The sequence below is a fragment of the Maridesulfovibrio sp. genome, assembly GCF_963666665.1.
Classification (GTDB): domain Bacteria; phylum Desulfobacterota; class Desulfovibrionia; order Desulfovibrionales; family Desulfovibrionaceae; genus Maridesulfovibrio.
Genome location: NZ_OY762999.1, coordinates 3760659 through 3787452, shown reverse-complemented (window position 1 = coordinate 3787452; position 26794 = coordinate 3760659). Strand labels below are relative to the sequence as shown.

Below are 26794 nucleotides of genomic sequence, written 5' to 3'. Positions count from 1 at the left end.
CAAGGCCTGAAAAACCAAAAGCGGAGACCATGATGAGCCAAGGTATGATCTACAATATTCAGCGTATGTCGCTCCATGATGGACCGGGACTGCGAACTACCGTTTTCCTGAAAGGCTGCCCGCTGACCTGCTTATGGTGCAGTAACCCTGAATCGCAGCAGGTAAAACCGCAGATGATGTGTTTTACCGACCTGTGCACCGGATGCGGAAAATGCGTTGAAGTCTGTCCCAACGGGGCAGTCATTGAGATCGACGGCAAGTTCGGGCGCGACACTGAGAAGTGTACCAACTGCGGTGCATGCACTGAGAACTGCGCAGGCAAGGCCCGTGAAATATCCGGCAAGATCATGACCGTTGAAGAAGTGATGGACGTTGTCCGCAAAGACGCACTTTTCTACGACAACTCCGGCGGCGGGGTAACCTTCGGCGGCGGCGAACCGACCTCCGGCGGACAATTCTTCCTCGATATGGTCGAAGCTGCGGTAAATGAAGGCTATCACGTAACCGTAGATACCTGCGGCTACTGTCCCGAAGAACGTTTCGATAAAACCATTGAATTGGCAGATCTCTTCCTGTTTGACTGCAAGCACATGAATCCGGAAGAGCACAAGAAACTGACCGGGGTGGATAACGCAATCATCCTGCGCAACATGGGCACGGCCCTTTCTTCAGGTAAGGAAGTACGCATCCGCATGCCGCTCATGCCGGAAATGAACGACTCAGAAGAAAACATCGCAGCCATGGCTGAATTCCTGAAAGGATACGGACGGGACAAAGTGGAAGTAATGCCCTGCCACGCATTCGGCCGCAATAAATACGCTGCTCTGGGCTGGAAATATAAAATGGACCGGGAATACACCCCGGAACAATTGGATGTGGTTTTCAAACGCTTTGCCGACTACGGCTTGAAAACCGAGATCATCTAATCTTTTTTAACGGCGCAATGAAATGAACTGTTCAAAGACTGAAAAGCTGATCTGCGAATCCACCGGGCGCAATGCCAGGGAACTTTACGGCAGCGATGCCATGTGCTGTTCCGAAGCAGTGCTCTGGACCATCAATCATGAATTCGGCGGAGGTCTGAGCAAAGAAATGGCAATTGCGCTGAGCAAAGGTTTCTGCGGCGGCATCGGTGACGCAGGCTGTATCTGCGGAGCCCTGTCCGGTGCGGTCATGGGTTTATCCCTGATTCTCTGCAATGGGCCACTCCCCGCCGGCGAGGATCAGGTTCGTTCCCTTTCCAAGGAACTGCACGACAGCTTTATGGCTGAACACGGATCAGTCTGCTGCCGTATCTTAAGCCGGGACCGCGACCATGAAGCAGAAACCAAAGGCATATGCCTTGATTACGTAGAGTCCGCAACAGCAATCTGCACCCGTTTGCTCCTTAACCCGGAAGCAGTGGTTCAGCATGAAGAACGCTGCTCCGCACCCTTCATAAAAGACTCAACAGCGGATCAAACCGCTTTGATATAAATAAAACATTAATGGAGAGAAAATATGTTTAATGTAACTGTTCCCGAAGAAATGCTTGATAAGCTCCGGGATATGCTTGAAGACGAAGATGAGGAAAGCTGCGTTCGCCTGAGAGAATACAAGGTAGGCGGCGGCTGACACGCTAAAATCGTGCTCGGTCTGGGCATTGACGAAGCAGATGAAGATGATGACGTTAAAATTGAAGTCAGCGATGTTTCATTTATCGCAGAAGAAGACTTCCTCACCAAATACGGAAAAGACTTTTCCCTCTCTTTCAGCGAGAACAAGGAAGTTGTTCTGACTGCACTCAGCGCATAACTCCTTGAAAGAACCATATACCCCTTAAGCGAAAACTCCTTTCGCGAATTAACGGACCTGCGACCTCCCTTGCAGGTCCGTTTTTTTATCTGAAATAAATCAAAAAGCAAAATTCAACCCAACTTTCACGCACCCCTTTTTTCATTTCAACACCCCAACAATCGATCCCTCCTTTACGAAAAGAGGCTTTAGTATTAAGTTGGGCCATTACTTTTACCTTCGGAGAACCTAACAACAATATTTCTGTACCTATTACTCCAATGAATCTTACTGCCAAGCTACTGCGAGAAATCAAGACGGTTCTATTGCTGTCATTTATTTGTGCCTTTTCCCTTTGCCTACCGGCTTATGCGGAGAACGAAACAACGGCACATGTAAATAACGGCACCTTAACCCTGTCCATGGATGAAGTGGTAAGGCTGACCATCCGCAACAACTCCAATGTTGCAACCAACTACCTGCAACGCGTTACAGAAAAATTTGATCTTGAAAAAGCGGAAGCCAAATTCGAACCGGTCATCAATATTGACGGTTCCTTCAATGCTGAAGCTTTCCAGCGCAACATGCGCATTTCCGATAACGGCACCCAGACCCCGGCTTCAAAATGGAATGCCGGAGGCAAGGCTTCCATTACCCAAAAAATCCCCACCGGGGGCACCCTCTCCTTTGTCTGGGATAATAAATACTCCGAAAACAGTGACGGAACCCTGAGCTACGACGGGGACTCTTCTGTTACGCGCTCAAAAGAATACACCCGTGAAGCATCCTCCAAGTGGCGTATCGAGCTGACCCAGCCCCTGCTCAAAGGTGCGGGAATTGATTACAACATGGCCTCCATCCGGCTGGCCCGCATTACCGACAAACGTAATATTCTCAGCTTGCGCGACAACCTCAGCCAGCTGATAAATTCAGGACTCAATTACTATTTCACATTCAAACAAGCCAAAGAGAATCTGGAAATCCAGAAACAGGCTCTTGAACGCTCGGAACGGCTGCTGGAAGTCAACCAATTCAAACAGAGCATGGGCCGCATGTCCGCCAGTGACGTGGTTCAAGCCGAAGCAGATGTGGCTTCTGGACGGCTTTCACTTGAAGAAGCACGCAACAGCCTCGATAAAGCGCGCCGCGACCTGCTTAACCATCTTGAAATGGACCCCAATCTTGAAATTGAGCCGGTAGAGGACGAAATACGGGACGTTGAGCCAGATTACGAACGATGCATGCTGGTGGCACTGAAAAACAACCAGACATACATGGACAAGGTTTTTGCGGTCACAGAGTCTAACATCAACGCAATGATGGCTGAGAATGAACGCGAATGGCAGCTGGACCTCAAGGGCGGCTATGAAGAAACACAAACATCAAAGAACTCCTACTCCGCCTCCACCAGTGCAGATGAACTCTCAGCCGGAATTGAACTTTCGGCACCCATCAATATATGGGGCGATGATCAATTGGAGAGAAAAAGAAAGCTTCTTACTGCCGAGGTGAATAAACGCAAGGCCAAGCTGGAACTGAAACGGGCCAAGACCAATTTACAGACCGAAGTTGCCAATGCCGTGCGGGACGTAAGAATGCGCTGGAAGATGATTGGACTGGCTAAAAAGAACACCGAGCTCAAAGCTCTGCAGCTGGAAAATGAAAACACCAAACTGATGGTAGGCCGGACCACCAACTTCGAGGTGGTTTCATATCAGAACCAACTGGTACAGGCCCAGCTCGCGGAAACCTCCAAGCAGATTACTTATGTTCAATCTTTGCTTATTCTTGACCAGCTCCTAGGCACAACCATGGAAACATGGCATGTTGAATTCAAACATAATGACAGGCAACTGGAAGAAGACCTCAATAACAAAATCCGCCCACTGGTCTGGACATGGTGGTAGGAAGATTCATGGATAATATGCTCGACACCCCTCTTCGGGAAACAATACTTCAAGTCATGAACGATGGAGTCATGATCCTGGGCAATAAAGGGATCGTAACCGGAGCCAATCCTGCTCTTGCCAAGATGCTGGGTATTTCCGGAAACGAACTGGAAGGCATGCCACTTATGGCTGTTGTTCCTCCGGTCGAAGAGAATGATGAATTCATGCAGACCCTGCTGGACACGATTTACAAAGACTGCACCATCAGCAATAGGGCAACCCCCTACTACAAAGAAGACGGAGAAAAAATTTACCTCTCAGTCAGCGTTTCGCGCCTGAAAGACAAAGACGGAGAATCCTGCGGAGCTGTTCTGGTCCTGCGCGACATCACTGAAATAGAAAAAATGCGTCAGGATGAAAAACAATTGAATCAAGAACTGACGCAGGCCATGCGCGATGCCGACGAGTCCAACAAGGCCCTGCAAAACTCGCTCACCCAAGGAAAAAAAGTCCGCTTCATAATTATAGCAGCCGTGTTCTGCTTTTTCTGCGCAGTTGGGGCATTCTTTTGGTTCAACCCGGCTTTCGTGGAAATACCCGAGACATTCAAGCCTGCGCCCGCATCAAACGAGAAAACAGAATACCAAAAGATGGTAGTCAGCACCCGTCCCTTCTCTCGTTCCATTTCCCTTTCCGGGGTTGTAGCCCCGCTGGAGGAACTTACTCTCGTCGCTCCCTTCAGCGGAATCGTCACCAAAACCGACTTTTTCTACGGGGAAAGAATACCCCGTAATCAGACTATCATCACTTTGGACACCTCTGAAATCGCCAGCAAGATGCGCTCGGCATTCACCGAATACATCAAGTCCCGTAAGAAATATTATGAGCTGACCAATTGGAAAAACACATCCGAAGTTCTCAAGGCCAGACGTGAACTGGAACAGGCCAAACGTACTCTGAGCAGTTCAAAAGCCAAGGCAGATGAAGATAAGATGCTGTTTGAGAAGGGCATTATCCCCAGAAACCAGTACGACACATCATTTCAGGAACTGAAGAATAATGAATCCCGGCTCGTTTCATGTCAGGAAAACTACCGCGATGTGCTCAACAAAGGGGATAATGAATATATTGAAATAGCCCGCATGGAACTTGCCAACGCAGAGACCAACTACAACACCCTCAAAGAAAAAATGTCCCGGGCAATGGTGACCGCCCCAGTATCAGGGGTAGCCTTACGGCCCAACTCTAAAAACGGGGATGCCAAGGAGATCACCAGCGGCATGAGTATAACCGAAGGACAGCCGCTGCTCTCCATTGCCAGCCTTGAAGGCTTGTCCATATCTGCAAAGGTGGACGAACTGAACATCAACAGCCTGCAACTGGGCCAACCGGTCACAGTTACCGGAGACGCCTTCCCGGACCACAAACTCAAAGGCGAAATCGCCATGATTTCCTCACAGGCAGGTGGAGAAGGCAAAGTGCCTACCTTCGAGACCACCATCCGTCTGCCCAACCTGCCCAAGGATGTAAGCAAAAATGTTCGCATCGGCATGACAGCCAATATGCAGGTGGAAACATACTCCAACATGAACGCAATCATGGTCCCCTTCACAGCCATCAACCGGGATGGAAGCAAGGTATTTCTGAAGATCAGGGAGAAGAACGGAACCATCCGCGAAGTGGAGGTTGAAACCGGATACACCACCATCAATGAAGTAGAAATCCTCTCCGGCATAGAACCGGGAACAACCATCCTGCTTAATCCGGAAGCGTTCTGATGCTCAACATTGAGGACGTACATAAATCCTACCTGTTGGGCACGGTTGAAGTCGAAGTGCTCAAAGGGGTCAACCTCAAGGTTGACGAAGGCGAACTATTGGCTATCCTCGGCTCGTCCGGCTGCGGAAAATCAACTCTTATGAACATTCTGGGCTTCCTTGATCAGCCCAGTTCCGGCACATACCGCTTCAACGGCAAACTGGCCGATAAAATGAGTGATGATGAACTTTCCGCCATTCGCAATCACGAAATAGGCTTTGTCTTCCAGCAATTTCATCTGCTGCCCAAGCTGACCGCCCTTGATAATGTCTGCCTGCGGCTGCTTTATCGCGGGGTGCCCAAAAAAGAACGGGAAACGCTGGCTAAAGAAATGCTGACCAAGGTCGGCATGGGCGAACGCGGAGACCACCGTCCCAATGAACTTTCCGGCGGCCAGCAGCAGAGGGTCGCCATTGCCCGCGCCCTGTGCGGGGAGCCTTCACTTATTCTGGCTGACGAACCCACCGGGGCACTTGATACCGCGACAGGAAAAGACATCATGGACCTTTTCCTGACCCTGAACGAAGAAGAAGGCATAACCGTGGTTATCATCACTCATGACCCCGGTCTGGCAAAACGTTGTAAACGTTCCATCCGCATGCGGGACGGCAGACTGGAGGGAGCATGATTCTGGGTGAAAACATAAGGGAATCCTTCCGTTCACTTATGGGCGCTAAACAACGCTCTTTACTGGCCCTGATCGGGATTGTCATCGGCATCGGTTCGGTAATCGCCATGGTCACCGTGGGTCAGATTGTCGAAAATGAAGTCATCCGCCAATTCAAGGAAATGGGGACCGATGTCTGCTCCGTACAGCAGGAATACGGGGGGGGCATAGATACTGGCTTTAATCTCCAGAATGTACTCAAGATTCCGCAGGCATGTTCCACCATCCGCACGGTGGCCCCCTATGTCTCATTTTACAGTGACCTTAAATTTTCAGGCAAACGCACATCCTGCCCCGCGCTGGGCGTTACGGAAGAATTTGCGCGTCTCTACAAGATCCCTATCGGTGCAGGCAGGTTTATCTCCGATTTGGACGGACATTCCGCCTTCTGCGTCCTTGGTGACAGTAAGGCAAAATGGCTGCGCGAGCAGGGGGAAAGCAATCCCATCGGTAAACAGGTAATCTTTGACGAACGCATCTACACCGTAATCGGCATTGCCGATGCAGTACCCATGGGAACCTTTACTCCCTACGAAATAAACGAAGGGATCATGATCCCCGTCAAGACCGCCATGCGCAGTCAGGACCGCCCGCAGATAAACACTTTCGGAACCCGCATGATAGAAAGCGGCATCAGTGAGCAGGCCACCGAACAGCTTAAAAGTTATTTCAAACTGACATCCAAGACCGAAATCAGGGTCACCAGCGCGGAAGAATTAGTGGCCCAGATGAAAAAGCAGATGCGCATGTTCACGGCTCTGCTGGGAGCCATCGGTTCCATCTCACTCATTGTGGGCGGCGTAGGAGTCATGAACGTTATGCTGGTTTCGGTTTCAGAACGTAAAAAAGAAATCGGCATCCGTCGGGCCATCGGCGCCAAACGCAAAGACATCCAGTTCCAGTTTCTGGTGGAATCCATCATCCTTTCCTTCATCGGCGGAATGCTGGGAACAGCATTGGGGGTCGGGGCCACGGCCATCATATGCAATTTTGCAAGCTGGAGTTTCTTTGTTTCCGAAGAAGCGGTCATACTCGGAGTAGGGGTATCAGCGGCGGTAGGCATCTTTTTCGGCTACTACCCGGCGCGGCAGGCTTCAGCCTTAAGCCCCATTGACGCTTTGCGTTCCTGATTCGACAGCTGCACCAACTACACACATAAACATCAAGCCGGCCCCCGAAAAAAACCGGCTTGATCCTTTTATGGTACTGCAGTGGCCTCAGGAATAACCACCTTTGCTTTCAGGCGCTTATCCTCATCATTTGAGGCTGCAGCAGCAATGGAAGTCCGTTCTTCATCCGAAAGTTCCGCACCGTCGGGAATCTGTACCGAGACGCGGGGCCGGGCGAACTCAATTCCGGCTTCCACAAATTTCTCCCTGAGCATTGCCAACACGTGCTTACGGATTGTGAACTGGCTGCCCGGACGGGTCATGAATTTAAGACGCATCCGCATGCCATACTCTTCCATAGCCACAACGCCCTGGCACTTAATATCGTCGAGAAGCATTTCATTGAACTCTTCATCAGCACGAATGGACATATTAATCTGTTTGATAATCTTCTTGACGTTCTTCACGTTGGTGTCAAAGGGCACCAGATAATGCAATTTCATGATTGCCCAGTCGCGGGTATTGTTTCTAACCACTTCCATGGCACCGAAGGGGATAGTGTACAAAAAACCGCGATGGTGACGCAGCTTGATGGAACGAACAGAAATAGCCTCAACGGTTCCTTTGGCTCCGGCGGTCTCAATGTAATCGCCGACTCGAAAGGCATCGTCCATAAGAAAGAAAATACCGGAAATTATGTCTTTAACCAAAGTCTGAGAACCAAAGCCAATGGCAATACCGAAAACACTGGCCCCGGCAATGAGCGAACCGATATTCACACCAAGAGCCGCAAGGACGATCAACATTGTCACTACAAAAATTGTGGCGAACAGGAACGTCTTAACCAGTTGCAACAGGGTGCTGAAACGATCACCCTCATAGCAATTCCCTTCATCTTTCCTTTTTTCGGCGATCTTACGTTCAAAAAAGCGGCTGACAAAAATCCAGACCACATAGGCCATGATCAGAGCGGACATTGATTCAAAAGCCGCACTGACTACCCTTTCGCCGAGATCGAAATCAAATCCCCAGACATCAATAAGATCAAAAGCAATTCCGCAAAACAAAAGAACCCGGAAACTGCATACCAAAAACGACTGAAAACGGCTGATATAATTACCATCCATATCATCTGCATCATTTGATGAAACAACAAAATCAGCAGCAAAAACTATCAGCTTCCGAATTCCCAAATCGGCCAGAAAGTAGAAAGGTAAGGCCAGCAGAGTCATGAATCCGGGGAGCATGGCATCAGCTCCAAGTACGACAAGAGTCAATTCCCAGAAAATCCAGAGACTCCAGAGATAGACCTGAGCACCGACATGCCAGAATCCGGCGAGTTGCCTGCCCATACTTTCTACACTGGTGCGGGCAATTATGAACGCCCTGATATTGAACCTGTTAATAAAGAATAGTGTTGAAAGGATTGAGATTACGACAAATCCAGCACATGAACCGACCAACAGATATATTGTTTCGCTTTTGTGCTCCAACCGGATGAGGGTATCCAAAAGAACACCCACAGCAATCACAACAGCTATACGAAGGGTCCAGCGATGCATATACCGGGCGGTATCTGTATGCAGATTAAAAAAACGCAAGGAAGGCGCATCAGGAGCCAGCAGAAAACGGGAAGCAAGACCGATCATTTCGAAAGTTGCCATTGAAAGCAGCCATGCAGCAAGCACAGGCCTCCCGGAGGTTCCGTCATGCAAAAGAAGCAGATAAATTGCACTGAGAGCAAAAGAGATAAAGACCAGTCCTATAACATTGATACAGGCCCGAAATAACAGACGGCCCATCTTCGTGTACCAGAGTGCATATTCCGGGATTTGCGAAATCTTAGCCCGCAACCCGGCAGTCATTTCCCTATAACCGAACATGCCCCCGACCCAGGCAAAAGTCAGCAGGAGCAGAACCAATCCATGTTCCCCCGGATTCATATTCCGGTTGCTGCCCAGAATAGAACGAAAGACATTGGGAACTTCATCCTGCGCAACAGCCGCCACTGAAAGAAAAGCAAAAATACGCTCACAAGCATGGGCCATCCCGTTCTTGAATTTCTGGAACCCGACAGGCTGTACAGCTACAGATTTCGACTTGGCGGCTTCTTTTTGCATCTCCGCAATGAGCATCTGGTGGACCTGCTCATTCGGCATTCCGAGAAGGATAGAATCAACCTCTTCCGGTGACAGATTTTCCGGAAGAGTCTGAACAACAGCCGGGGTATTTTTAACAGGCATCATGTCCGCAATCGATCCGGGTACATCTACGGCATAGGTATTAGGTGTCTGGAAGAACAGCTCCGCTACCATTAAGACCACATATAAAAAGTTTGTCTTTCGAATCATATTCGCCTCGCAAGAGCATCATTTAAGATTTTAAGAAGCAAACTATTCACGCTTTATTTTACGTATAAACTATATTCATAATACTTTTAAGCAGAGATACACGTACAATACAAAACCGTAATTATTCTATTGCTCAACGCTCAACAGCAAGGAGGCGACTTGGTCCTCCCAAAAGAAAAAGGAGGCTGCAGCAAAACGCCGAGCCCCCTTCATGTGGATGTGGATGTGGAGATGGAAATATTAATAAGCCTTGCGCCTGTTTATATTCTGTCCGATCACGCTGAAGGTATTCTCAACCACAAAAATGGCTTCGGGATCTATATCGAAAACAACCTGTTCTAGGGAACGTAAACGCAGGTTATCGGTAATGGAATAAACCATATCGATACGTTCACCGGAATAGCCGCCCTTGCCCTGAATAATGGTCGCGTGCATTTTCCTATTCTGGGTAATCTCGTTAACAATTTCCTCTGACTTACGAGAAATAATACGCACAGCCTTGCGCTGGTTAAAAATCGAAAGCACATACTCAGTCAATACGGAACTGATAAAGAGCATGACCAGCGAAGCAATGATCTTGTCCGGAGTGAATCTGCTCAGCGCGAAACTCATGACAAAGGCGTTGATTACAAAATAAAAAACACCAAACCTGATCCCATAACGCTGGTTGAGGATAACCGCCACAACATCAAGTCCGCCCCCGCCGCCGTAGGTCCGTAAAATTATCCCGCACCCGGCTCCCATAATGGCACCGGAAGCGATGGCCGCATACATCTCATTTTGAATGCCAAGGTCAAGATGAACATATGAAGTCATCAATGTAACCAGAGACATGGTCAGCAGGTTAAGAAAAAAGAACCTGCGGCTGACCCCTTTCCAAGCCAGAATAAATAAGGGAACGTTCAAAAGCAAATACCACCGGGACAAAGAAAGTTCCGGTGATATCTTCTGCATTACAACGGCAAACCCGTAAAGAGCTCCGGGCACAAAATCGTGATGTGCGGCAATGCCGTTATATCCTATGATGAATACAAACGACCCCACAGCCATCAGGAAAATATTCCAAGCAATGGAATCGCTGATCTTTCTGAATTTATTATCCATAATTATGTGCCTTACGCCTCATAAAATTAAAAGAGCCACCATATAAAGCAAAGATAATTCCGGCAAGAATTATCATACCGCTGAAAACCTGATTCATATTCACCGGCTCATGAATAACAAACCAGGCCACCACCGCACTAGCCGGAGGCAGTGTATAATAAAACAGGGCTGCCTTGGAAGCTCCTATGGCTTCAACTGCCATATTCCAGAACAGGTAGCAGAGAATTGAAGCGAACACAGAAAGATAAATAAGAGAAACCACGAGATTATAAGTGAACTCTGGCATCGCTATCCGACCACCGGTTTCCCATAAATACAAAGGGATAATGTACATGGATCCGAACAGGCAGCAGGACATGAGCAGGGTTGTCTGGCTGATCTTTCCGGCGACTTTATTTACAACAGTATTGTAAATGGCGGACATCATGGCTGTACAGAGGATAAGCAGATCACCTTTGGCAAGGCGCATGTTCAGCAAAGCATCAAGACTGCCGTCAGTAACCAACAGGGCAACTCCGAAGGTGCTGACGGCAATCCCGGCGTACATGCTCGGCTTGAGCTTTTCCTTCATAAAAAACTGGGCGACCAAAGCGGTAAGCAGCGGAGACATGGTTGAAATAAGGGACATGTTCAACGCTTCTGAAGTCTCTCCGGCAATAAAAACAAGAGTATCGTAAAGGGATATGCCGCAAAGAGCGATGACGGAAAGCTCTTTCCAGTAGCGGGCAACAAGATGACACTCTTTAATGAATGCCTTGATTCCGAAAGGGAGAAAAATCAGCGTGGCCAATATCCAGCGCAGCAGATTGAGAGTTGCCGGATCTATGGTTCCGGCAAGTCCCCGTGCAGCAACAAAGTTTCCACTCCAGTTAAGAATACCAAGAATAATAAAAATATATCCGGCCTTCTGAGTCTTCTTGAATTCACTCCACTTCATTGTCCAGCTCCTAAAATATTATAATGGCCCGCCAGCTATGCAGCGGGCAGGCCTAAACCTCTTTGTGGGAAATATGCCGATGGAAAATTTCCGTACTTCAAGGATGTCGGTTCAAATATCTCGTTACCGGACAAGCTCTTGGAAAGTGGGGCAGGTGACGATTCTGGCGGAAACCGGATTCATTGCGTGGAGAACTCCGGTTAGGAGGATGCTGCAGCCAAAGAGATAAATATTCTGCATATCCCGAAGCTTAAAAAACCGCGGGTCCTACGGCTTTTCACCTTTAATTTGCCCAACTGCTTTCCAAGAGCTTAACTCGATCAAGGCTTATGTCTTGTTTCGAAAAAAACCGGTAGCACAATCATTCTGCCATAAAGCATATGTTGTGCCACACACATAACGCATTGATTTATATGTTTTTTTAAAACACTACATAATCTAAAACAGAAAAAGGACGACACAAGTGTCGCCCTTCACATATAAAATACTATAAAACACCCTAATTCAAATCATTTTCACCTAAAACGACATGAATGTCGCAACGTGACATAAATGACATATCAACTAAAGATCTAAAGCCCGTATTTTTTTAATTTACGCTGCATTGTGCGCATGTTTAAGCCCAGCTCTTCAGCTGTAGTCCCTTTTTTCCAATGATTACGCTCCAAGGCTTTAAGCAGGACATGCCTTTCAAAAGATTCAACTGCTTCAGTAAAAGTTGATCCTGATTCGAACAACTTCACAGCTTCTCCCACATCAGGACCGGCCTCCGGAGTGTGAATTCCCAGATCACTGAAAACCATTTCCCCGAAAGTAAGGTAACGTTCGAGCACATTCTGTAATTCACGGACATTTCCGGGCCAATGGTGATGGTCCATAGCTGCCCTGATCTTTCCGGGAATCCGGGGCAAGGAATCAGTGCGACCAAGATAACGGGCCATAAATTCATTGATGAGCAAAGGCAGGTCTTCGATCCTTTCCCTCAAAGGCGGGACATGGATCGGCAAAACGTGCAGGCGAAAGAAAAAATCAGAACGCATCAGCCCCTGCCGGACCAGCTCGCTCAGATCACGGTTTGTGGCGGCAATAAGCCGGAAATTTGATGAACGAGGCTCAGTTGCTCCTACCGGGGTATAAAGCCGGCTCTCAAGTGCACGCAGTAATTTTACCTGCAGGGCCAGATCAATCTCCCCTACTTCATCTAGAAACAGGGTACCGCCGTCGGCAGCGGCAAGATAGCCCTGACGGTCTGATGTAGCGCCGGAAAAAGCCCCTTTCGTATGACCGAAAAATTCACTTTCCATAAGGTTGGAAGGAATAGCCCCACAGTTAACAGGAACATAGGCCCCCTCAGACCCGCTCTGTTCGTGGATAGTCTGGGCTACCAGATCCTTACCGGTTCCGGTCTCACCGAAGATAATTACATTTGAGTCGCGCTTGGCGGCCTTCATGATCAACTTGAAGACTTCACGCATTCCATTGCTCTTGCCGATAATGGAACCGAACCTGAACCTATCTTCCAAGGTTCCGCGTAAATTCTGGTTTTCCTGCAGGAGTTCGTATTCACGCAGCTTCTGGGCACTGATGTCAATCATGATCCCTTCAAGGTAGGTCGGCTTGCCGCCTTCATCATAGACGCATTCACCCTGATCCCAGATCCATTTACGACGGTCGGAATCGAGGCAGACACGATAAAGAAGCTTGTAGGGACGACGATTCAGGATTGCTGCATTCTGCTCCGTACGCATGGAAGACAGATCATCCGGATGAGCCAGAGTTTCCATGACGTTGGTGTGCTGGTCTGTGAAAAACTCAGGAACAACACCAAAAAGATCACTGCACCCCTTACTGACGAAATCGAGTGTCGGGTGATTATTCTCGTCAAGAGAACAGCGGTAAACCATACCCGGAAGATTATTAAAAAGCCGGGTCAACTGAAGTTTGCTTTCTTTAAGCTCCTTCTCAGTTTCCTTAAAAGCTTTGATCTGCTCTTCGAAATTACCGCATTTTTCAAACAGATCATCATATGTAGGTTTATTCATGCTCACCCCTCCTTCAAACGCGTACGACACTTATGTCGCGACACTTATGTCTCAATTTAATTTAGTGCAAGCAAAAAAAGCATACCATTATGTATGTAATACATTCTTAAAAAAACGGCTGACCCAATCCATGGGCCAGCCGCAAATAACTATTGAGCCTTGTGAAGCTTATCCAAGCCATATTCAGAGATGCGGTAAACGGACACAAGTTCACCCTTTTCATCTACATAAGAACCTTCCTCATGCAGAATTCCAACAGCCTTAAGAGACTTAAGGTGTTCTGAAATGGTGGAGACAGAACAATATTTCTCGCCGGGATAATAGGCGCTGACAAGTTCATGAATTCCTTTAACATCGAGAGGTTCACCGTTACCGAAAATTTCTGCAATATAAAGCTTGAGAGGCTTATGGACCTGCACATTCATAACTTGTCTCCTTAATCCACGTTACGAAGGTTAACCATATCTTTGGGGTTGCCGACAACCATGATCATACCGATGGTGATAATTGCTGCACCGATAAGCAGTGAAACTGTGATCTCTATTTCGGTGAAAATCGCACTGAAAAAGATGCCCCACAGGGAGTAGGTGATGTTGATAGCCATGGCACGGCTTACACCGGTCATATTCATGGACCGGTACCAGCAAAGGTAAGAAAGAGCTCCGGCAAAAGCAGCAACAGGGAAAACCCAGTGCAAGTTGCTGGTCAGTGCGGGAATAATCAAATCCCAACCGCCGGCAAGAGGCAGAACAACTGTCAGGAAAACTATTGTGGAAGTAAGCTGGCGAACGTTGAGGGCAACAGCAGGATCAAGGAAGTCCATACTTGAGGTAGCCAGCACCCCTTCAACTCCCCAGCCGAAAGTGGCAATGAGAGCGAGCATGATGCCGAGGTAGAATTCGGAGCCGACAGCTCCCTCGGGAGGGGTGTAGCCGATGACAATACCACCGACAATACACATGACCAGACCGATCCAAGCTCTTTTGCAGATACGTTCTTTAAGAAAAATTGAAGCGAAGACGGAAGCTACAGCCGGATAAAGTGCTGTGATGGGCATTACATAAGCCGCTCCGGCAAATTTAGCCCCCAGAAAATAGCAGGACATGGCAACCGGACCGCCGAAAACAGCACCGAGCATAACCAGACGTGCGGGCTTACTGCGAAGAGTGCGGCCCAATTCCTTCATCCTGCCGGTAATCACATTGTAAATAAGCAGCCAGAAAGCGGAAAAACTGTCGTGAAGACCGGCTACAGTCAACGGGGCCAGCAGCCAGTGACTTTCATCAGCAAAGGCAGCAATGCCGAAAGCCAGAGCCAAAACAACACCATCAAAACCCCAAGTGATACCGGAAAGCAGGGCCCAGAAAAGCCCTTTTTTTGCAAACCCCACATCCTGTTTCAGTTTCAGGCCTTCAAGGGTGGTCGCGCTTGCAGTGCTCATATGTTCATCCCCCCATTCACGTGACACCACACCCCCGGCTCACGGCACTTGTATAAATAGTACAAAAGGGCCGGAATACTCCGGCCCTCTGATTTCATTGACATTCTTTTAATCAACCGATTGGCGATTAAGCACAATCATGTTTGTCCCAAGGCTCGCGGTTGTCACGCTGCAGAGCAACTTCCATGCGTGCAAGAGCTTCTTTGAGCTTGGTTACTTCTTTGATCTTCATGTTGGGGTCTTTGAGAACCTGATAGAGAACACCACCGGTGCAGTCTGCGGTAACAGGCAGGTCAGCTATGTAGCAGATGGTTGCGATGACATCAGCAGCGTTAGCAGAACGCTCAACTTTGCCTGCTTTCTTGTTGATGCCGAGACCTGCGAAGTAGAGACCTTCGTTGCAAGAAATAACGATCAGGGTGCGGCGGTCAGCAGCGTCGGAAATATGTGCAACAGCAGCTTCAAGAGCAGCGCCGTCAACATCGCCGAGTTCAACAACAGCGAAAGCACCGTCTTCTTCGAAAACCTTCGCCACACCTTCGGGAGCGACAACAGCAGCGCCTTCAATTTTGGAAACTGCAGCAGCAACGTCTGCATTGTCGAAAGAAGCTACGGAAGCGGTCTTTTTCATGAATTTTGAAAGAGTTGCGCCGTCTGCGTCTACTGCTGCGGAACCACAAGCCAAGAGGATTACTTTTTTATCTGCCATTTTATTTTTCTCCTTGAATTATGTCGGGATTTGCTGCGCTTTTCGCCTAACGGCTGCAGGCCTTATGAATCCCTAATAGTTGTTTTTGTTCTGTATTGGTTAAGTCGTTTTAATTAAACGGCCTTCATGGACAGGTTATAGTCAACTTCCATGCCTTCCTCGAGGGAGTAAGTCAGCAGGGAACCGTTGAGCATGTTGTCTTTTACAGTCTCGAAAATTTCACGGTCCTTTTCATCAAGACCTACTTCGATATTAATTTCCAGTTCGGTGTAGCGAGTACGCATCACTTCATCTTTGTCCTTGCCGGCTTCAGCAGAGCCGGTCATGGACTTAACTTCCGCGCCGTTGCGCTCAAGAGCGTTGACAAAGGTGTTGGTATAACAGGCAAGAGCTGCAACGCAGAGCATGCGGGAGCCCATGCTCTCCTGATTGCGCTCTTCGGGGGTAATGCTTGAGAAATCCATGATGATTTCAGGAACAGCTTTAGCACCTACTTTGAAAAAATCGCGGTTTTCATCAAGACGCTCGAATTCTACTCTGGACATTTTCCTTCCCTCAAATTCTTTTAGAAATAGTTGACGGTTTCGAAATCTTCACAGATTTCGGCCACTTCATCAGCATCAATGAGTTCAACACCATCCACCAGCGCATCTTCATCAATACCGCGCTTCTCAAGGTCTTCACGGACACAAACGACCTCACCGTCTTCGCCAAGAAAATCCTTGATCATGGAGTTATGGTAGCCGGGTTTATCAGTCAGACACCAAACACCTTCTTCGACGAAAACCAGCTTGCATTCGAAGCCGTTCTGGTGACAGGCCCATGCAGTGCGGATACCGAGAGCGGAAATTTCTACACCAAGAGGCTTGGATACAATCAGACATGCAGAATTGATCATGGGATTCCTCCTTAGTGGCCCACGGACAGCAATACGTCCGAAGTCATCAGGTATTTAGTGAAAGAACCGCCGACATCGCCCCATTTAACGCCTTCAACGTATTCCTTGGATTCAATGCCGCGGGCATGCTCGTTGGTGTGGCAGGTGGAAATATCAGCGCCTTTTTCAATCAGACGGGCCACACGCTCGAAGTTCTTAGTGGGCTCAATATGATCAACAAGTCTGGGAGCAATATGCAGATCGCCTTCAATCGGCTCTTCTTTCTTGGAAATATTTACGGCATTGCCGAAAAGATACATCTGTACCTTGTGCCCTTTCTCAAGGGCTGCTTCAGCGAGATTGGTTGCGAACTGTGCATCCTCATTCTCAGCGGAACCGGACATAAGCATGATGGTCAGAGTCTTGGACATCTCACATTCTCCTTAAAGTGAAACGACTTTTTCGTCGCTGCCCAGCAGCAGGTCGACCATTTTGGCGTAGTCCACTACTTCACAGTTGTCGCTGAGTTCGATGTTGCGGGCTTCCACGGCATCTTTAGCCACATAGATGTCTTCCACATCCATATCTTCGAATTTTTCTTCCCAGTGAGCGGTGCCGAGGACAACGGCATCACCAACCAGAAGCAGAGCTTTGTCCTCATCGCCTCCAACAAGCGCGATGCGCTCAAGGACTTTCTCTTCCGGCTTATTTACGAAAAAGAGCATTAATTGTTCTCCATTTCTTTTCCCCACCTCCCCCTCACTGGAGCTGCGGGATTGTTTCAAGGAATGCCCCACCCTGTTCCGGGGTCCGGACTGAACGAGCCGAAGTTCCGTTGAATCCAGGCCCCGCTGGCGGAGCGATTTCAGAGACAAAATCGCTCCGCTTAAGCGGAATCGGGTGTGAAATGACCCATGGGGGGTCAAATATAATTACTTGTCGTCTTCGAAGATCTGGTAGCAGATTGCACCTTCGGTATCTGCGGGAACCGGGTTGCCGGTTGCGTGGCAGAAGGTAGGTACAACGTCAGCCAGCCAACGGGGACGGTCGTATACAAAGCCCTGCTTAACGCCGGGACCACGCCAAATCATGACGTTCTTGAGAGAACCGCATCCGGATTCACCGGTGGGGAAACCGTAGCCGTGTTCAGCCATATATTCAGGCTTGAGAACGTAAACAACGTCACCGGCCTGCTCGCCGCCCATACCGAAGACTTTTGCGTCTTCTTTGGGGATGGCGCACATTACAGGACGCTCGCCGGTTTCGGGGTGTTTGTAGTCGTAAAGTGCGTCGATGATTTCATTACGTACTTTTTCGTAATCTTCGTCCTCAACAATACCGCCGGGGTACTTGGACTTGAGGTTTACGTAGACGAACATGTAGCGCTGGGGAACAGCCTTGGATTTCTCGGGGATGAGTTCGTAGTTGAAGCCTTCGGACTCATCAAAGAAGTTACCTTCACCTTCACGTGCTTCATAAGCGGTCAGACCGGCCTGCTTCAGTGCTTCAGCAGTGTTGAGGATAGGTCCGATGGGTGTTGCACCGTGGTCGGAGATCAGGCAGGTCAGTGCATCTTCAGGCATGATTGCCATCATGTTGCCGAGGAATCTGTCTTCGATCTGGTAGATTGCGCGCTCAAGGTTGTAAGCGTGTTCACGAACTGCTTCATCATCGCTGTCCATCTTGTCGAGGAAGCCATGGTAGAACCAGTCGATGAGGTGGGTGTGCATGTAGACCAGATCCCAATCCGGGTTGTCCTTCATAAGGGTGGTCAGAACTTCAGTGATCCACTCGGAGTGGAACTGTGCCAGCTCGAGAATGGTTTCGTCATCAATGATGCCGTTGGCATGACCTACGAAGCCCATGTCGTTAGCAATGATGTTTTTGGTGAAGTCCACATTCTGCAGAGCATCTGCAGGTGCGCAGTAACCTTTGGTGCCGTTGATGCCGGAGATGTACAGTTTGAAATCTTCAGCGTCATCGGAGAGTTCCATCAGCTTGCAGCGGAAGTAGCCTTTTTCAACACGGCCGTCGGACTCGATGGTGAAATTGGATTCAATTACATCAGACCACTCACGCAGCTTGATGGTGAAGAAAGCTTTGGAAAAGTCTTTTTCAGGACAAAGAGCGAAGATATCGTAACCGTCATCTTCGGATTCCCAAGTCAGGCCGTACCAGGTCTGGGGCTTGAGGGGATCCATAGCATGGCCGAATTCCATGGGGATGACCATTTCGAGAGGTTCCTGATCTTCAACTTCTTCGGGGATGTTCTTCCAGCCTTCTGCTTCTTCGAAACGGGCCTGAACGCCGATGGGGTAGAAATCGGTAGCTACGCAGGATTCAGCACAGAGCCATTCCTTGTGTTCGTAACCTTCGATCTGCCAGCGGTGCTCAGCAGGGGAAAGACCTTCACCCTGAACCATGATGCCGTTTTCCATTTTGGAAGGCCAGGAAACGGGGTAGTTGACAACGAGAGACTTTTTACCGGCTTTATCCCATGCATCCCAGATGGTCTGGGCAGTCAGCATATCAGAGCCGAAAGCCTGAACGCACTTGGAGAAGTGAAGGGACTCACCTTCATTGTAATAGTAGTAGTCCTCTACTCCGTGGGTGCGGGGGAATGCACCGGTGCAGATGGTAGCCCAGGAAGGCGGGGTAACTGTAGGCATGTTGTACCCTTCAGTCATATAAGAGCCTTCGGCCTTGAACTTTTTAAAGTTGGGCAGTGCGCCTTCTTCAATAAGAGCTTCGAGTCTCTTGGGAATTGCGCAGTCAAATCCGAGCAGTGCTACTCTTTTCGCTTTAGCTGCCATTTCATTTCTCCTTTTATTTCAACTACTTATGTTTTTTCTCTTGCGCAAGGGCAGACCCCTGAGAGGGTTATCCGTCAGGGCTCAAGGGTCTTTCCCTTTGCTACGCGAGGTTGTTTAATTCTTGGGTTTGCAACACATTAGCAGCGCATTATCTTCCTTAACCATCTTGAACCATGCCGCTACCGCAAATGCGATGGGGATAAGCATGAGTGCTCCGGAAAAGTTCGCGAAGATCTTAACCGGACCAAGACCGCCCATGGTAATCGCCGCAAGTGCCAGACCTGCCTGAACGGCAGCCCAGTAAAAACGATGACCACGAGTAGGTTCGTGTCCAGGAACCAGCTTGGTAGTCGCTGAGCAGGAAATTACATATGCGCAGGAGTCTACACTGGTAGCCAGGAAGATGGTGGAAAATACGCAGTAACCGATGAGTACGGCATGACCTGCAGGCAGGGTGCTCAGAACAGCAACCAGAGCAGCAGGGCCGCCACTGGCTTTGAGTACACCTACAGCATCAACAACACCGGTGAGCTGTGCCCACATGGTGTAACCACCGAATACAGCGTGGATCATGTAGGAACCGGCAATACCGCCGGCCAGACCCATACCGATTACGTTTCTTACAGTACGTCCGCGGGAAATGCGGGCGATGAACAGCCCCATGAAAGGACCGTAGGAAGCCATCCACAACGCATAGAAGATTGTCCAATCCTGCGGGAAGGTTCCTTTGGTGTAAGGATCGGTCCAGAAAATCATGGACCAGAAGTTACCAACCATCTGACCGAAAGAGTTGGTGAAGTTATCCATGATGAACACGGTGGGACCTGCCACGAGGCAGAAGAAAACCATGGACAAGGCGATAACTACGTTAGCATCTGAAAGGAGCTTAATACCTTTACTCAGACCCATGGAAACACTGGCAGTGAAAATTACCGCACTGACAGCGAGAATGATCATTTCGAGGGTAAAGCTGGGTTCGATGCCGAGAGTCTGGGCCAGAGCGTGGTTAACAATGGGAACGGAAACGCCCATAACAGCGGCATTGGAGAACATGAGACCGATGATGAAGAAAACCTCGATTCCCTTGCCGATGCCGCCGTTGACTCTCTCGCCGAGAACAGGTTCTGCAGCAGCACTGATACGAAGAACAGGCTTTTTGCGCTTATAGAACATGTAGCAGATGGGCAATGCGGTAACCATGTACCAAGGCCATGTTACCGGTCCCCAGTGCAGCAGAACGTAGGACATAGCCCACTCAAAGGACTCCCTGCTCAGGGGTTCTGCAAATTTTGGGGGGTAAGCCAGGTTGAACAGAGGCTCAACAATTGACCAGAACATAACTGCACCGGCAACACCGGAGCAGAACATCATGGCGATCCATGAGAAGTTATTGAATTCAGGTTTTTCATCTTCATCACCAAACTTGATATTGCCGTAGCTGGAGAACATGAAAAACGCACACAAAATCATCATACCTACGGTTACCCAAAGGTAGAGAGTTCCTGTGTTATGGGTGAAAACGGAGTAAGCCGCTTTGAGAACTTTTTCACTTGCCTCGGTGAAAAGAATAGAACAAGCGATGATGCCCAAAAGCACCAGCGTAGCCGGAACAAGGATCTTTAAATCTGGTCGAAGGTCCGCCCCTTCACCATTACCATTTGTAGCCATACTTCCTCCCTTAAGTCAGTACGCTTGCAACTCTTTTATATAAAATTATCAGTAAAGAGCATTTGTTGATTGTGCTATCTTGCAACTGCCGGTCATCCGGCAATCACCCCTTTGGTGCATGAGATCCATGCTAATGCGTCTGCAGCCGCATCGACCCCTTTTGAGCAATAAACGGGCCAAAATAGTAAGGACTCACGAAAACCCACGCACAGCTTGTGAAAGTTGGCGCAATAGTCGAATTTTACATTCTCTGATGCATACGACGATAGTGTCGTAAAATCGTAAAAAACAGGCAAAACAATCGAATTATCAGGCTTGAAAGCCCTTACGACGTTTTTGTCGCCATACAACAAAAACTGTCACTTATTACTTACACCCTCTGTATATCATACCTCATCAATCTATTCTTAGTCTAAGAAAGCTACGAATGTAACAAGAGCCACCTTATTTTTGCGCAAACTTCCTCAAATTTATTGTTAAAGACATAAGTTACAGCCTTTTTTATTGTCTCCGGTTGATCTTTTCCACTCAGTGTCGTAGAAATTTAAGTTAACTGTAAACTCTTAAGAAATATTGGAAGAAGGCTGCACAGATCTTATCACGGATACCATTACAATGTATAAGGAATACTGCTTATGCCAAGTCCTGCAAAAAAAAGATTGTCGGTGTTTACCCTTTCCATGATGACCGTAGCGGCGGTATGCAGCCTGCGCGGTCTTCCTATGATGGCCCGCGAAGGCTTATCCATGATTTTCTACATCCTCTTTTCCACTCTTATCTTTCTTATTCCAGCCTCGCTGGTCGCAGCAGAGCTGGGCGGAGCCTTTTCCAAAGAATCAGGAGGAATCTACACCTGGGTCAAAGCGGCTTTCGGCTCCAGATGGGGATTTACGGCAATCTGGCTACAATGGATCCAGAATGTTGTCTGGTACCCAACGGTGCTTGGATTTGCCGCCGGAGCTCTGGCATACCTATTTATGGACCCCGGATTGGCCAACAGCGGCGCATATACCGGTTCAGTAATTCTGGTTGCGTACTGGGGGGCCACCTTCATCACTCTTGCCGGAACTGATCTTGTCAGCAAGGTAACCAAATACGGGGTCCTGCTGGGAACAGTGCTTCCCGGAATCCTGATCATCGTGCTCGGCCTGCTCTGGGTAAATATGGGCAATCCCCTTGAGTTCCTGCAGGTTTCACCGGCTGTTGAAGCTGCGGAAAAAGCAGCGGGACAACTTCCCCATGCAAGGCTCTTTCCCAGCATAAACGGACTTGGAAGCGTGGCCTTCCTTGCCGGGATCATCCTACTTTTCGCCGGTGTGGAAGTTCATGCGGTTCACGCCAATGAACTTGAAGATCCGGGCAAACAATTCCCGGAATCCATGTTTCTGGCAGCTGCTATAATCTTCCTGCTTTTTACTCTTGGATCACTCTGCGTGGCTGCAGTAATTCCGGCTCATGAAATCAGCCTGACAGCAGGGCTAATGCAAGCCTTTAAAATGCTTCTCTCTAAATTCAACCTCAGTTTTATGACTCCCGTAATCGGACTGCTTGTAGCCTTCGGAGCCATCGGCGGGGTTATGTCATGGATCAGCGGCCCCAGCCGGGGGCTTCTGCATACTGCAGATCAGGGAGAACTGCCTCCCCTGCTGGCAAAAACCAACAAGAACGGAATGCCGATCAACATTCTCATGATTCAGGCTGTGATAGTAAGCCTGCTCGCCGGACTGTATTTCGTCATGGACAATGTAAGCGTGGCCTTCTTCATGATTTCAGCCATGACCGTGACTCTGTATCTGGTCATGTATATCATGATGTATGCTGCAGCCATCAAACTGCGCTACACCCGCCCCGACCTGCCACGGACATATAAGGTCCCGGGTGGACTGGTCGGTCTATGCGCTGTCGCCGGCATCGGCCTCTTGGGAGTGGTCTTTGCCCTGATCGTCGGATTCTTCCCGCCCACAAACCTTAAGGTAGGTAATCCGGCACTGTATGTCGCCCTTGTCGCCGCAGGCATGGTTGTATTTGTGGGTATTCCTTTACTGATAAACGCTTTGAAAAAACCGGACTGGAAACGGGACCGGTAATCGGCCCGGCATCATCTCTTAAATAAAACAAATTAACCAGGAGCTATGACATGCTGCACGAAAAGGACAAGATAAGGGCAGAACTGCTGGATGATATTTACGCCTCATCTGATCTTTCCCTGACCATGCCCAAATATAAATTCCCTGAAGAAGAACACCTTCCAAGAGATGTATATCAGGTAGTTCATGATGAGCTGATGCTTGATGGGAACTCCCGCCAGAATCTGGCGACCTTCTGCTCCACATGGGTAGATCCTGAAATCCACCAGCTCATGGACGAGTGCGTGGACAAAAATATGATCGACAAAGATGAGTATCCCCAGACAGCTGAACTTGAAAACCGCTGCGTGCACATGCTGGCCGACCTTTGGAACTCACCGGATGCAGCAAACACCTTAGGCTGCTCCACTACGGGTTCATCCGAGGCAGCCATGCTCGGCGGCATGGCCATGAAATGGCGCTGGCGCGAGAAGATGAAAGCACAAGGCAAGACTGTGGACAAACCGAACATGATCTGCGGACCGGTCCAAATCTGCTGGCATAAATTCGCCAAGTACTGGGATGTTGAACTGCGTGAAATCCCCATGGAAAAGGACCGCTTGATAATGAGCCCCGAAGAAGTGATCAAGCGCTGCGACGAAAACACCATCGGAGTAGTGCCCACCCTTGGGGTGACATTCACCTGCGACTACGAACCGGTCAAAGAAGTCTGCGAAGCTCTGGATAAGCTTCAGGAAGAAACCGGCCTTGATATCCCTGTTCACGTGGACGGAGCCAGCGGAGGATTCATCGCCCCGTTCTGCGACCCGGACCTTGAATGGGATTTCAGGATCAAGCGCGTGAAATCCATCAACACTTCCGGTCACAAGTTCGGCCTTTCTCCTCTGGGAGTGGGCTGGGTCATCTGGCGTGACCGCGAGGACCTTCCCGATGACCTCATTTTCTGGGTCAACTATCTGGGCGGCAACATGCCTTCCTTCGCTTTGAACTTTTCCCGCCCCGGAGGCCAGATTGTGGCTCAATACTATAACTTCCTGCGTCTGGGCAAAGAAGGCTACCGCAAAATACATCAGGCCTGCTACGACACGGCCGCATATATTGCAGATGAGATTGAAAAGCTGGGTGTGTTCGACATTGTTTACAATGGAAGAGGCGGAATTCCAGCTGTTTCATGGTCCCTGAAAGAAGGCAGCAGTCCGGGATTCAACTGCTACGATCTCTCAGACAAGCTGCGTTCCAGAGGCTGGCAGGTTCCGGCCTACTCCATGCCCGCCCACCGCGAAGACTTGGTGCTGATGCGCATTCTTGTCCGCCACGGTGTCAGCCGAGACCTCGGCTCGCTGCTTATCGAAGACATGAAAAGGTGTCTGGATTACTTTGAAAAGAACCCGGTAACCAACTCCCTCGGAGCTGAGTACGGCGGCTATTCACACAACTCCGCCAAATAAAAATAAACCGCTCCAGATTTTCAGTAATTGAATATCTGGAGCGGTAAAACAGCCGATTATTAAAACAGATAACGGCTATATCTCGCTGAATATATTTGAATGGTAGGAGCTTTGTTTCCCGCGCTTCAAAACTTCAACGGCAGCAAAGGCCAGCTTCCGGTGAGCTTCGGTCATCGGGTGCCAGTCATCCCACCAGAGAAATCCACTGTCTTGAGGCTCGGTATAAGTTCCATTCCAAGGCTTATCTGTAACCTTAAATAATCCATCCGTGACGAATGATTTGAAAGTCTTATATGCATCAAAATAGTTCACAGTTACTGCAGGATGCAGCTCTGCAAAACCATCACGGCCGAAGACAGCGCTCTTCAGTCGGGAATTAATATCCAGAATTGTATCCCGCACCTTGCCTTTCACTTCTGCATATTCCTGAATATACGCAGGGGCGTCGGAAATATCAGGGACACTGCCTAACAGAAAATTCTGTACACCCTTGCCCACCAGTACTTCCAAGGCAGAGAGAGTATTGGACACCACTTCTTGAGCATCCCCTTTCCCTTCGTACACATCATTAATACCGATCAGTAAAGTGCAAAGGACATCACCGCTCTGAGCATCAGCCTGATATGTATCTACCTGCCAGCTCAGGCCGGACCAATCTTTCGGGCCGGAGGCATTGCCCATGCCGGAAGTTGCTCCGCACCATGCGCGGTCTTCAAGGGATGCTCCCAGCAATTCCCCAAGATATTCTACCCAGACCCTGCCGTTACTTAATCGGTTGTACCCGCAACCGTTGCTGAAACCGTTGTCGGAAAAACTATCTCCGAATGTCAAAATTCGCTTCATTAATCGCTCCTAAAAACTTGATCATGATTATTTATTATGGCATGATTCTTTTCGTTCTGGAAGTAAAAATGTCGTGCGTTAATTTTGGAAAGCAACCCAATACGTCTATTCCTAAGTAAATCAAGCAGTGAGAACGCCTGACATTAAATATTGAACGAAATAATTTTACAGCAGTCAGGTTAAATAATGATAAATCCCGTATATATTGCGGTCGGTCTTGCAATGATTCTATGGAGCAGTTGCTTTGTAGGCATCCGGGCCGCCCTGCAAGACTTCAGCCCCGAACACCTTGCCGTGTTCAGATTTATTCTGGCATCCCTAGCGATGCTGCTCTACGCCCCTTGGGCAAAGGTGCGCATGCCACACATTAAAGATATCCCCGCACTATTCCTCCATGGATTTCTCGGCTACACGGCATTCAGTCTGGCCATCAACCATGGGGAGTCTCTGATCAGCGCGGGATCAACCAGCTTCATAATTGCCACGGTCCCGGTCTTTGCGACAATACTCGCTGTAATCACCCTCAAGGAAAAGGTCTCACCGCGAACATATGTAGGGCTGTTCATCAGTATGGTAGGCATCGGAATCATCTCATTCGGCGAAGGAGGCGGCATCAGCCTGAACATAGGGGCCCTGTTTGTCCTGCTCGCAGCCATATCCGACAGTATTTATATCGTGTTGCAAAAACCGTTTTTCAAAAAATATACTGCGTACGAATATACCACTTATACAATGGTAACCGGAACCATACTGCTCTGCTTTTACCTGCCCGGACTGCCGGATCAGATCGCAGCAGCCTCATGGCACTCTATCGCAGCAACCGTACATCTCGGAGTGTTCGGAACCGCAATACCATATGCCTTGTGGACCTACGGAGTTTCCAAGGCAGATGTATCCAAAATAGTAATATCTCAATACACCATCCCAGTGATGGCACTTGTAGTCGGGTATGTCTGGCTGGGAGAAATTCCACCCATACTCGCAATTTTAGGAGGAGGGATAGCCCTTGCAGGTGCTGTCTTCAGCAGCATTTCGTTTCGTGCCCTGAAAAGATTCCGGAAGCCTCAACCGCCTACACCCCGGGCGGTATACCAGTCTGTGTGTGTAAAACCTACCATACAACCCACCTCAAACTATGCGCATCGACCATAATACCGGGATTGAATAATCAGACCCCCGACCATCAATCGAAACGAACTTCCCTCCTCTTGCAAGAGT

At 48.9% G+C, this 26794-nt stretch carries 24 protein-coding genes; 10 read left to right on the top strand and 14 right to left on the bottom strand.

Features of this window, described 5'->3' with window-relative positions; translation table 11 throughout:
- The first annotated feature begins 32 nt into the window (after positions 1-32).
- The 7 genes from ACKU40_RS17340 to ACKU40_RS17310 all read left to right on the top strand — a co-directional run bounded on the left by ACKU40_RS17340 (position 33) and on the right by ACKU40_RS17310 (position 7277).
- Positions 33-926, top strand: coding sequence for a glycyl-radical enzyme activating protein (locus ACKU40_RS17340; RefSeq protein WP_320176396.1), 894 nt, complete (start codon positions 33-35; stop codon positions 924-926).
- A 22-nt stretch (positions 927-948) separates the two neighbouring features.
- Positions 949-1476 carry a C-GCAxxG-C-C family protein gene (locus ACKU40_RS17335; protein WP_320174040.1) on the top strand — a complete coding sequence of 176 codons (528 nt, stop codon included), beginning with the start codon at positions 949-951 and terminating at the stop codon, positions 1474-1476.
- A 150-nt stretch (positions 1477-1626) separates the two neighbouring features.
- Positions 1627-1794 (top strand): hypothetical protein, encoded by a 168-nt coding sequence (locus ACKU40_RS17330; RefSeq protein WP_407944296.1) that lies wholly within the window; start codon positions 1627-1629, stop codon positions 1792-1794.
- A 305-nt stretch (positions 1795-2099) separates the two neighbouring features.
- Positions 2100-3680, top strand: coding sequence for a TolC family protein (locus ACKU40_RS17325; RefSeq protein ID WP_320174038.1), 1581 nt, complete (start codon positions 2100-2102; stop codon positions 3678-3680).
- 8 nt (positions 3681-3688) lie between these two features.
- Positions 3689-5440 (top strand): PAS domain S-box protein, encoded by a 1752-nt coding sequence (locus ACKU40_RS17320; RefSeq protein WP_320174037.1) that lies wholly within the window; start codon positions 3689-3691, stop codon positions 5438-5440.
- The gene (locus ACKU40_RS17315; protein ID WP_320174036.1) at positions 5440-6108 is read left to right on the top strand and encodes an ABC transporter ATP-binding protein; all 669 of its coding nucleotides are present in this window, start codon (positions 5440-5442) and stop codon (positions 6106-6108) included. The genes ACKU40_RS17320 and ACKU40_RS17315 overlap by 1 nt, the downstream gene beginning before the upstream one ends.
- Entirely contained in the window at positions 6105-7277 is a 1173-nt protein-coding gene (locus tag ACKU40_RS17310) for an ABC transporter permease (protein WP_320174035.1), read from the top strand. The genes ACKU40_RS17315 and ACKU40_RS17310 overlap by 4 nt, the downstream gene beginning before the upstream one ends.
- A gap of 68 nt (positions 7278-7345) precedes the next feature.
- Here the strand turns inward: ACKU40_RS17310 and ACKU40_RS17305 are convergent, their stop codons facing one another.
- The 13 genes from ACKU40_RS17305 to ACKU40_RS17245 all read right to left on the bottom strand — a co-directional run bounded on the left by ACKU40_RS17305 (position 7346) and on the right by ACKU40_RS17245 (position 21198).
- Positions 7346-9607 (bottom strand): mechanosensitive ion channel domain-containing protein, encoded by a 2262-nt coding sequence (locus ACKU40_RS17305; protein ID WP_320174034.1) that lies wholly within the window; start codon positions 9605-9607, stop codon positions 7346-7348.
- 240 nt (positions 9608-9847) lie between these two features.
- The gene (locus ACKU40_RS17300) at positions 9848-10711 is read right to left on the bottom strand and encodes a YitT family protein (protein WP_320174033.1); all 864 of its coding nucleotides are present in this window, start codon (positions 10709-10711) and stop codon (positions 9848-9850) included.
- The gene (locus ACKU40_RS17295; RefSeq protein ID WP_320174032.1) at positions 10704-11648 is read right to left on the bottom strand and encodes a DMT family transporter; all 945 of its coding nucleotides are present in this window, start codon (positions 11646-11648) and stop codon (positions 10704-10706) included. Before ACKU40_RS17295 ends, ACKU40_RS17300 begins: the two co-directional genes overlap by 8 nt.
- 572 nt (positions 11649-12220) lie before the next feature.
- Positions 12221-13690 carry a sigma 54-interacting transcriptional regulator gene (locus ACKU40_RS17290; RefSeq protein ID WP_320174031.1) on the bottom strand — a complete coding sequence of 490 codons (1470 nt, stop codon included), beginning with the start codon at positions 13688-13690 and terminating at the stop codon, positions 12221-12223.
- A gap of 149 nt (positions 13691-13839) precedes the next feature.
- Entirely contained in the window at positions 13840-14115 is a 276-nt protein-coding gene (locus tag ACKU40_RS17285) for a hypothetical protein (protein ID WP_320174030.1), read from the bottom strand.
- Positions 14116-14126: 11 nt separating this feature from the next.
- Positions 14127-15131: a DMT family transporter gene (locus ACKU40_RS17280; RefSeq protein ID WP_320174029.1), complete on the bottom strand. Its 1005-nt coding sequence runs from the start codon at positions 15129-15131 to the stop codon at positions 14127-14129.
- 127 nt (positions 15132-15258) lie between these two features.
- On the bottom strand, positions 15259-15840 hold the full coding sequence (locus ACKU40_RS17275; protein WP_320174028.1) for a hypothetical protein: 582 nt from the start codon (positions 15838-15840) through the stop codon (positions 15259-15261).
- Between the two features lie 113 nt (positions 15841-15953).
- The gene (locus ACKU40_RS17270; protein ID WP_320174027.1) at positions 15954-16385 is read right to left on the bottom strand and encodes an OsmC family protein; all 432 of its coding nucleotides are present in this window, start codon (positions 16383-16385) and stop codon (positions 15954-15956) included.
- A gap of 20 nt (positions 16386-16405) precedes the next feature.
- On the bottom strand, positions 16406-16738 hold the full coding sequence (locus ACKU40_RS17265) for a DsrH/TusB family sulfur metabolism protein (RefSeq protein ID WP_320174026.1): 333 nt from the start codon (positions 16736-16738) through the stop codon (positions 16406-16408).
- 11 nt (positions 16739-16749) lie between these two features.
- Positions 16750-17148 carry a DsrE family protein gene (locus ACKU40_RS17260; RefSeq protein ID WP_320174025.1) on the bottom strand — a complete coding sequence of 133 codons (399 nt, stop codon included), beginning with the start codon at positions 17146-17148 and terminating at the stop codon, positions 16750-16752.
- A gap of 12 nt (positions 17149-17160) precedes the next feature.
- Positions 17161-17442, bottom strand: a complete 282-nt coding sequence (locus ACKU40_RS17255; RefSeq protein ID WP_320174024.1) for a DsrH/TusB family sulfur metabolism protein — start codon at positions 17440-17442, stop codon at positions 17161-17163.
- Between the two features lie 207 nt (positions 17443-17649).
- Complete coding sequence (locus tag ACKU40_RS17250; RefSeq protein ID WP_320174023.1) at positions 17650-19530, bottom strand: alkaline phosphatase family protein; 1881 nt, start codon at positions 19528-19530, stop codon at positions 17650-17652.
- A 114-nt stretch (positions 19531-19644) separates the two neighbouring features.
- Positions 19645-21198: a BCCT family transporter gene (locus ACKU40_RS17245; RefSeq protein ID WP_320174022.1), complete on the bottom strand. Its 1554-nt coding sequence runs from the start codon at positions 21196-21198 to the stop codon at positions 19645-19647.
- A 635-nt stretch (positions 21199-21833) separates the two neighbouring features.
- Here ACKU40_RS17245 and ACKU40_RS17240 point away from each other — a divergent pair.
- Entirely contained in the window at positions 21834-23285 is a 1452-nt protein-coding gene (locus ACKU40_RS17240; RefSeq protein ID WP_320174021.1) for an amino acid permease, read from the top strand.
- A gap of 50 nt (positions 23286-23335) precedes the next feature.
- Positions 23336-24733, top strand: coding sequence for a glutamate decarboxylase (locus ACKU40_RS17235; RefSeq protein ID WP_320174020.1), 1398 nt, complete (start codon positions 23336-23338; stop codon positions 24731-24733).
- A gap of 75 nt (positions 24734-24808) precedes the next feature.
- On the opposite strand, the gene ACKU40_RS17230 is transcribed toward ACKU40_RS17235, so the two are convergent.
- Positions 24809-25576 carry an SGNH/GDSL hydrolase family protein gene (locus tag ACKU40_RS17230; RefSeq protein WP_320174019.1) on the bottom strand — a complete coding sequence of 256 codons (768 nt, stop codon included), beginning with the start codon at positions 25574-25576 and terminating at the stop codon, positions 24809-24811.
- A 186-nt stretch (positions 25577-25762) separates the two neighbouring features.
- On the opposite strand from ACKU40_RS17230, the gene ACKU40_RS17225 reads away from it, so the two are divergent.
- Positions 25763-26728, top strand: coding sequence for a DMT family transporter (locus ACKU40_RS17225; RefSeq protein ID WP_320174018.1), 966 nt, complete (start codon positions 25763-25765; stop codon positions 26726-26728).
- Positions 26729-26794 lie beyond the last annotated feature (66 nt).

Excerpts from the sequence above, each read along its gene's own strand:
- ACKU40_RS17340 (WP_320176396.1), top strand. The coding sequence starts at position 33 with ATGAGCCAAGGTATGATCTACAATATTCAGCGTATGTCGCTCCATGAT.
- ACKU40_RS17335 (WP_320174040.1), top strand. The coding sequence starts at position 949 with ATGAACTGTTCAAAGACTGAAAAGCTGATCTGCGAATCCACCGGGCGC.
- ACKU40_RS17320 (WP_320174037.1), top strand. The coding sequence starts at position 3,689 with ATGGATAATATGCTCGACACCCCTCTTCGGGAAACAATACTTCAAGTC.
- ACKU40_RS17315 (WP_320174036.1), top strand. The coding sequence starts at position 5,440 with ATGCTCAACATTGAGGACGTACATAAATCCTACCTGTTGGGCACGGTT.
- ACKU40_RS17310 (WP_320174035.1), top strand. The coding sequence starts at position 6,105 with ATGATTCTGGGTGAAAACATAAGGGAATCCTTCCGTTCACTTATGGGC.
- ACKU40_RS17305 (WP_320174034.1), bottom strand. The coding sequence starts at position 9,607 with ATGATTCGAAAGACAAACTTTTTATATGTGGTCTTAATGGTAGCGGAG.
- ACKU40_RS17300 (WP_320174033.1), bottom strand. The coding sequence starts at position 10,711 with ATGGATAATAAATTCAGAAAGATCAGCGATTCCATTGCTTGGAATATT.
- ACKU40_RS17295 (WP_320174032.1), bottom strand. The coding sequence starts at position 11,648 with ATGAAGTGGAGTGAATTCAAGAAGACTCAGAAGGCCGGATATATTTTT.
- ACKU40_RS17290 (WP_320174031.1), bottom strand. The coding sequence starts at position 13,690 with ATGAATAAACCTACATATGATGATCTGTTTGAAAAATGCGGTAATTTC.
- ACKU40_RS17285 (WP_320174030.1), bottom strand. The coding sequence starts at position 14,115 with ATGAATGTGCAGGTCCATAAGCCTCTCAAGCTTTATATTGCAGAAATT.
- ACKU40_RS17280 (WP_320174029.1), bottom strand. The coding sequence starts at position 15,131 with ATGAGCACTGCAAGCGCGACCACCCTTGAAGGCCTGAAACTGAAACAG.
- ACKU40_RS17275 (WP_320174028.1), bottom strand. The coding sequence starts at position 15,840 with ATGGCAGATAAAAAAGTAATCCTCTTGGCTTGTGGTTCCGCAGCAGTA.
- ACKU40_RS17270 (WP_320174027.1), bottom strand. The coding sequence starts at position 16,385 with ATGTCCAGAGTAGAATTCGAGCGTCTTGATGAAAACCGCGATTTTTTC.
- ACKU40_RS17265 (WP_320174026.1), bottom strand. The coding sequence starts at position 16,738 with ATGATCAATTCTGCATGTCTGATTGTATCCAAGCCTCTTGGTGTAGAA.
- ACKU40_RS17260 (WP_320174025.1), bottom strand. The coding sequence starts at position 17,148 with ATGTCCAAGACTCTGACCATCATGCTTATGTCCGGTTCCGCTGAGAAT.
- ACKU40_RS17255 (WP_320174024.1), bottom strand. The coding sequence starts at position 17,442 with ATGCTCTTTTTCGTAAATAAGCCGGAAGAGAAAGTCCTTGAGCGCATC.
- ACKU40_RS17250 (WP_320174023.1), bottom strand. The coding sequence starts at position 19,530 with ATGGCAGCTAAAGCGAAAAGAGTAGCACTGCTCGGATTTGACTGCGCA.
- ACKU40_RS17245 (WP_320174022.1), bottom strand. The coding sequence starts at position 21,198 with ATGGCTACAAATGGTAATGGTGAAGGGGCGGACCTTCGACCAGATTTA.
- ACKU40_RS17240 (WP_320174021.1), top strand. The coding sequence starts at position 21,834 with ATGCCAAGTCCTGCAAAAAAAAGATTGTCGGTGTTTACCCTTTCCATG.
- ACKU40_RS17235 (WP_320174020.1), top strand. The coding sequence starts at position 23,336 with ATGCTGCACGAAAAGGACAAGATAAGGGCAGAACTGCTGGATGATATT.
- ACKU40_RS17230 (WP_320174019.1), bottom strand. The coding sequence starts at position 25,576 with ATGAAGCGAATTTTGACATTCGGAGATAGTTTTTCCGACAACGGTTTC.
- ACKU40_RS17225 (WP_320174018.1), top strand. The coding sequence starts at position 25,763 with ATGATAAATCCCGTATATATTGCGGTCGGTCTTGCAATGATTCTATGG.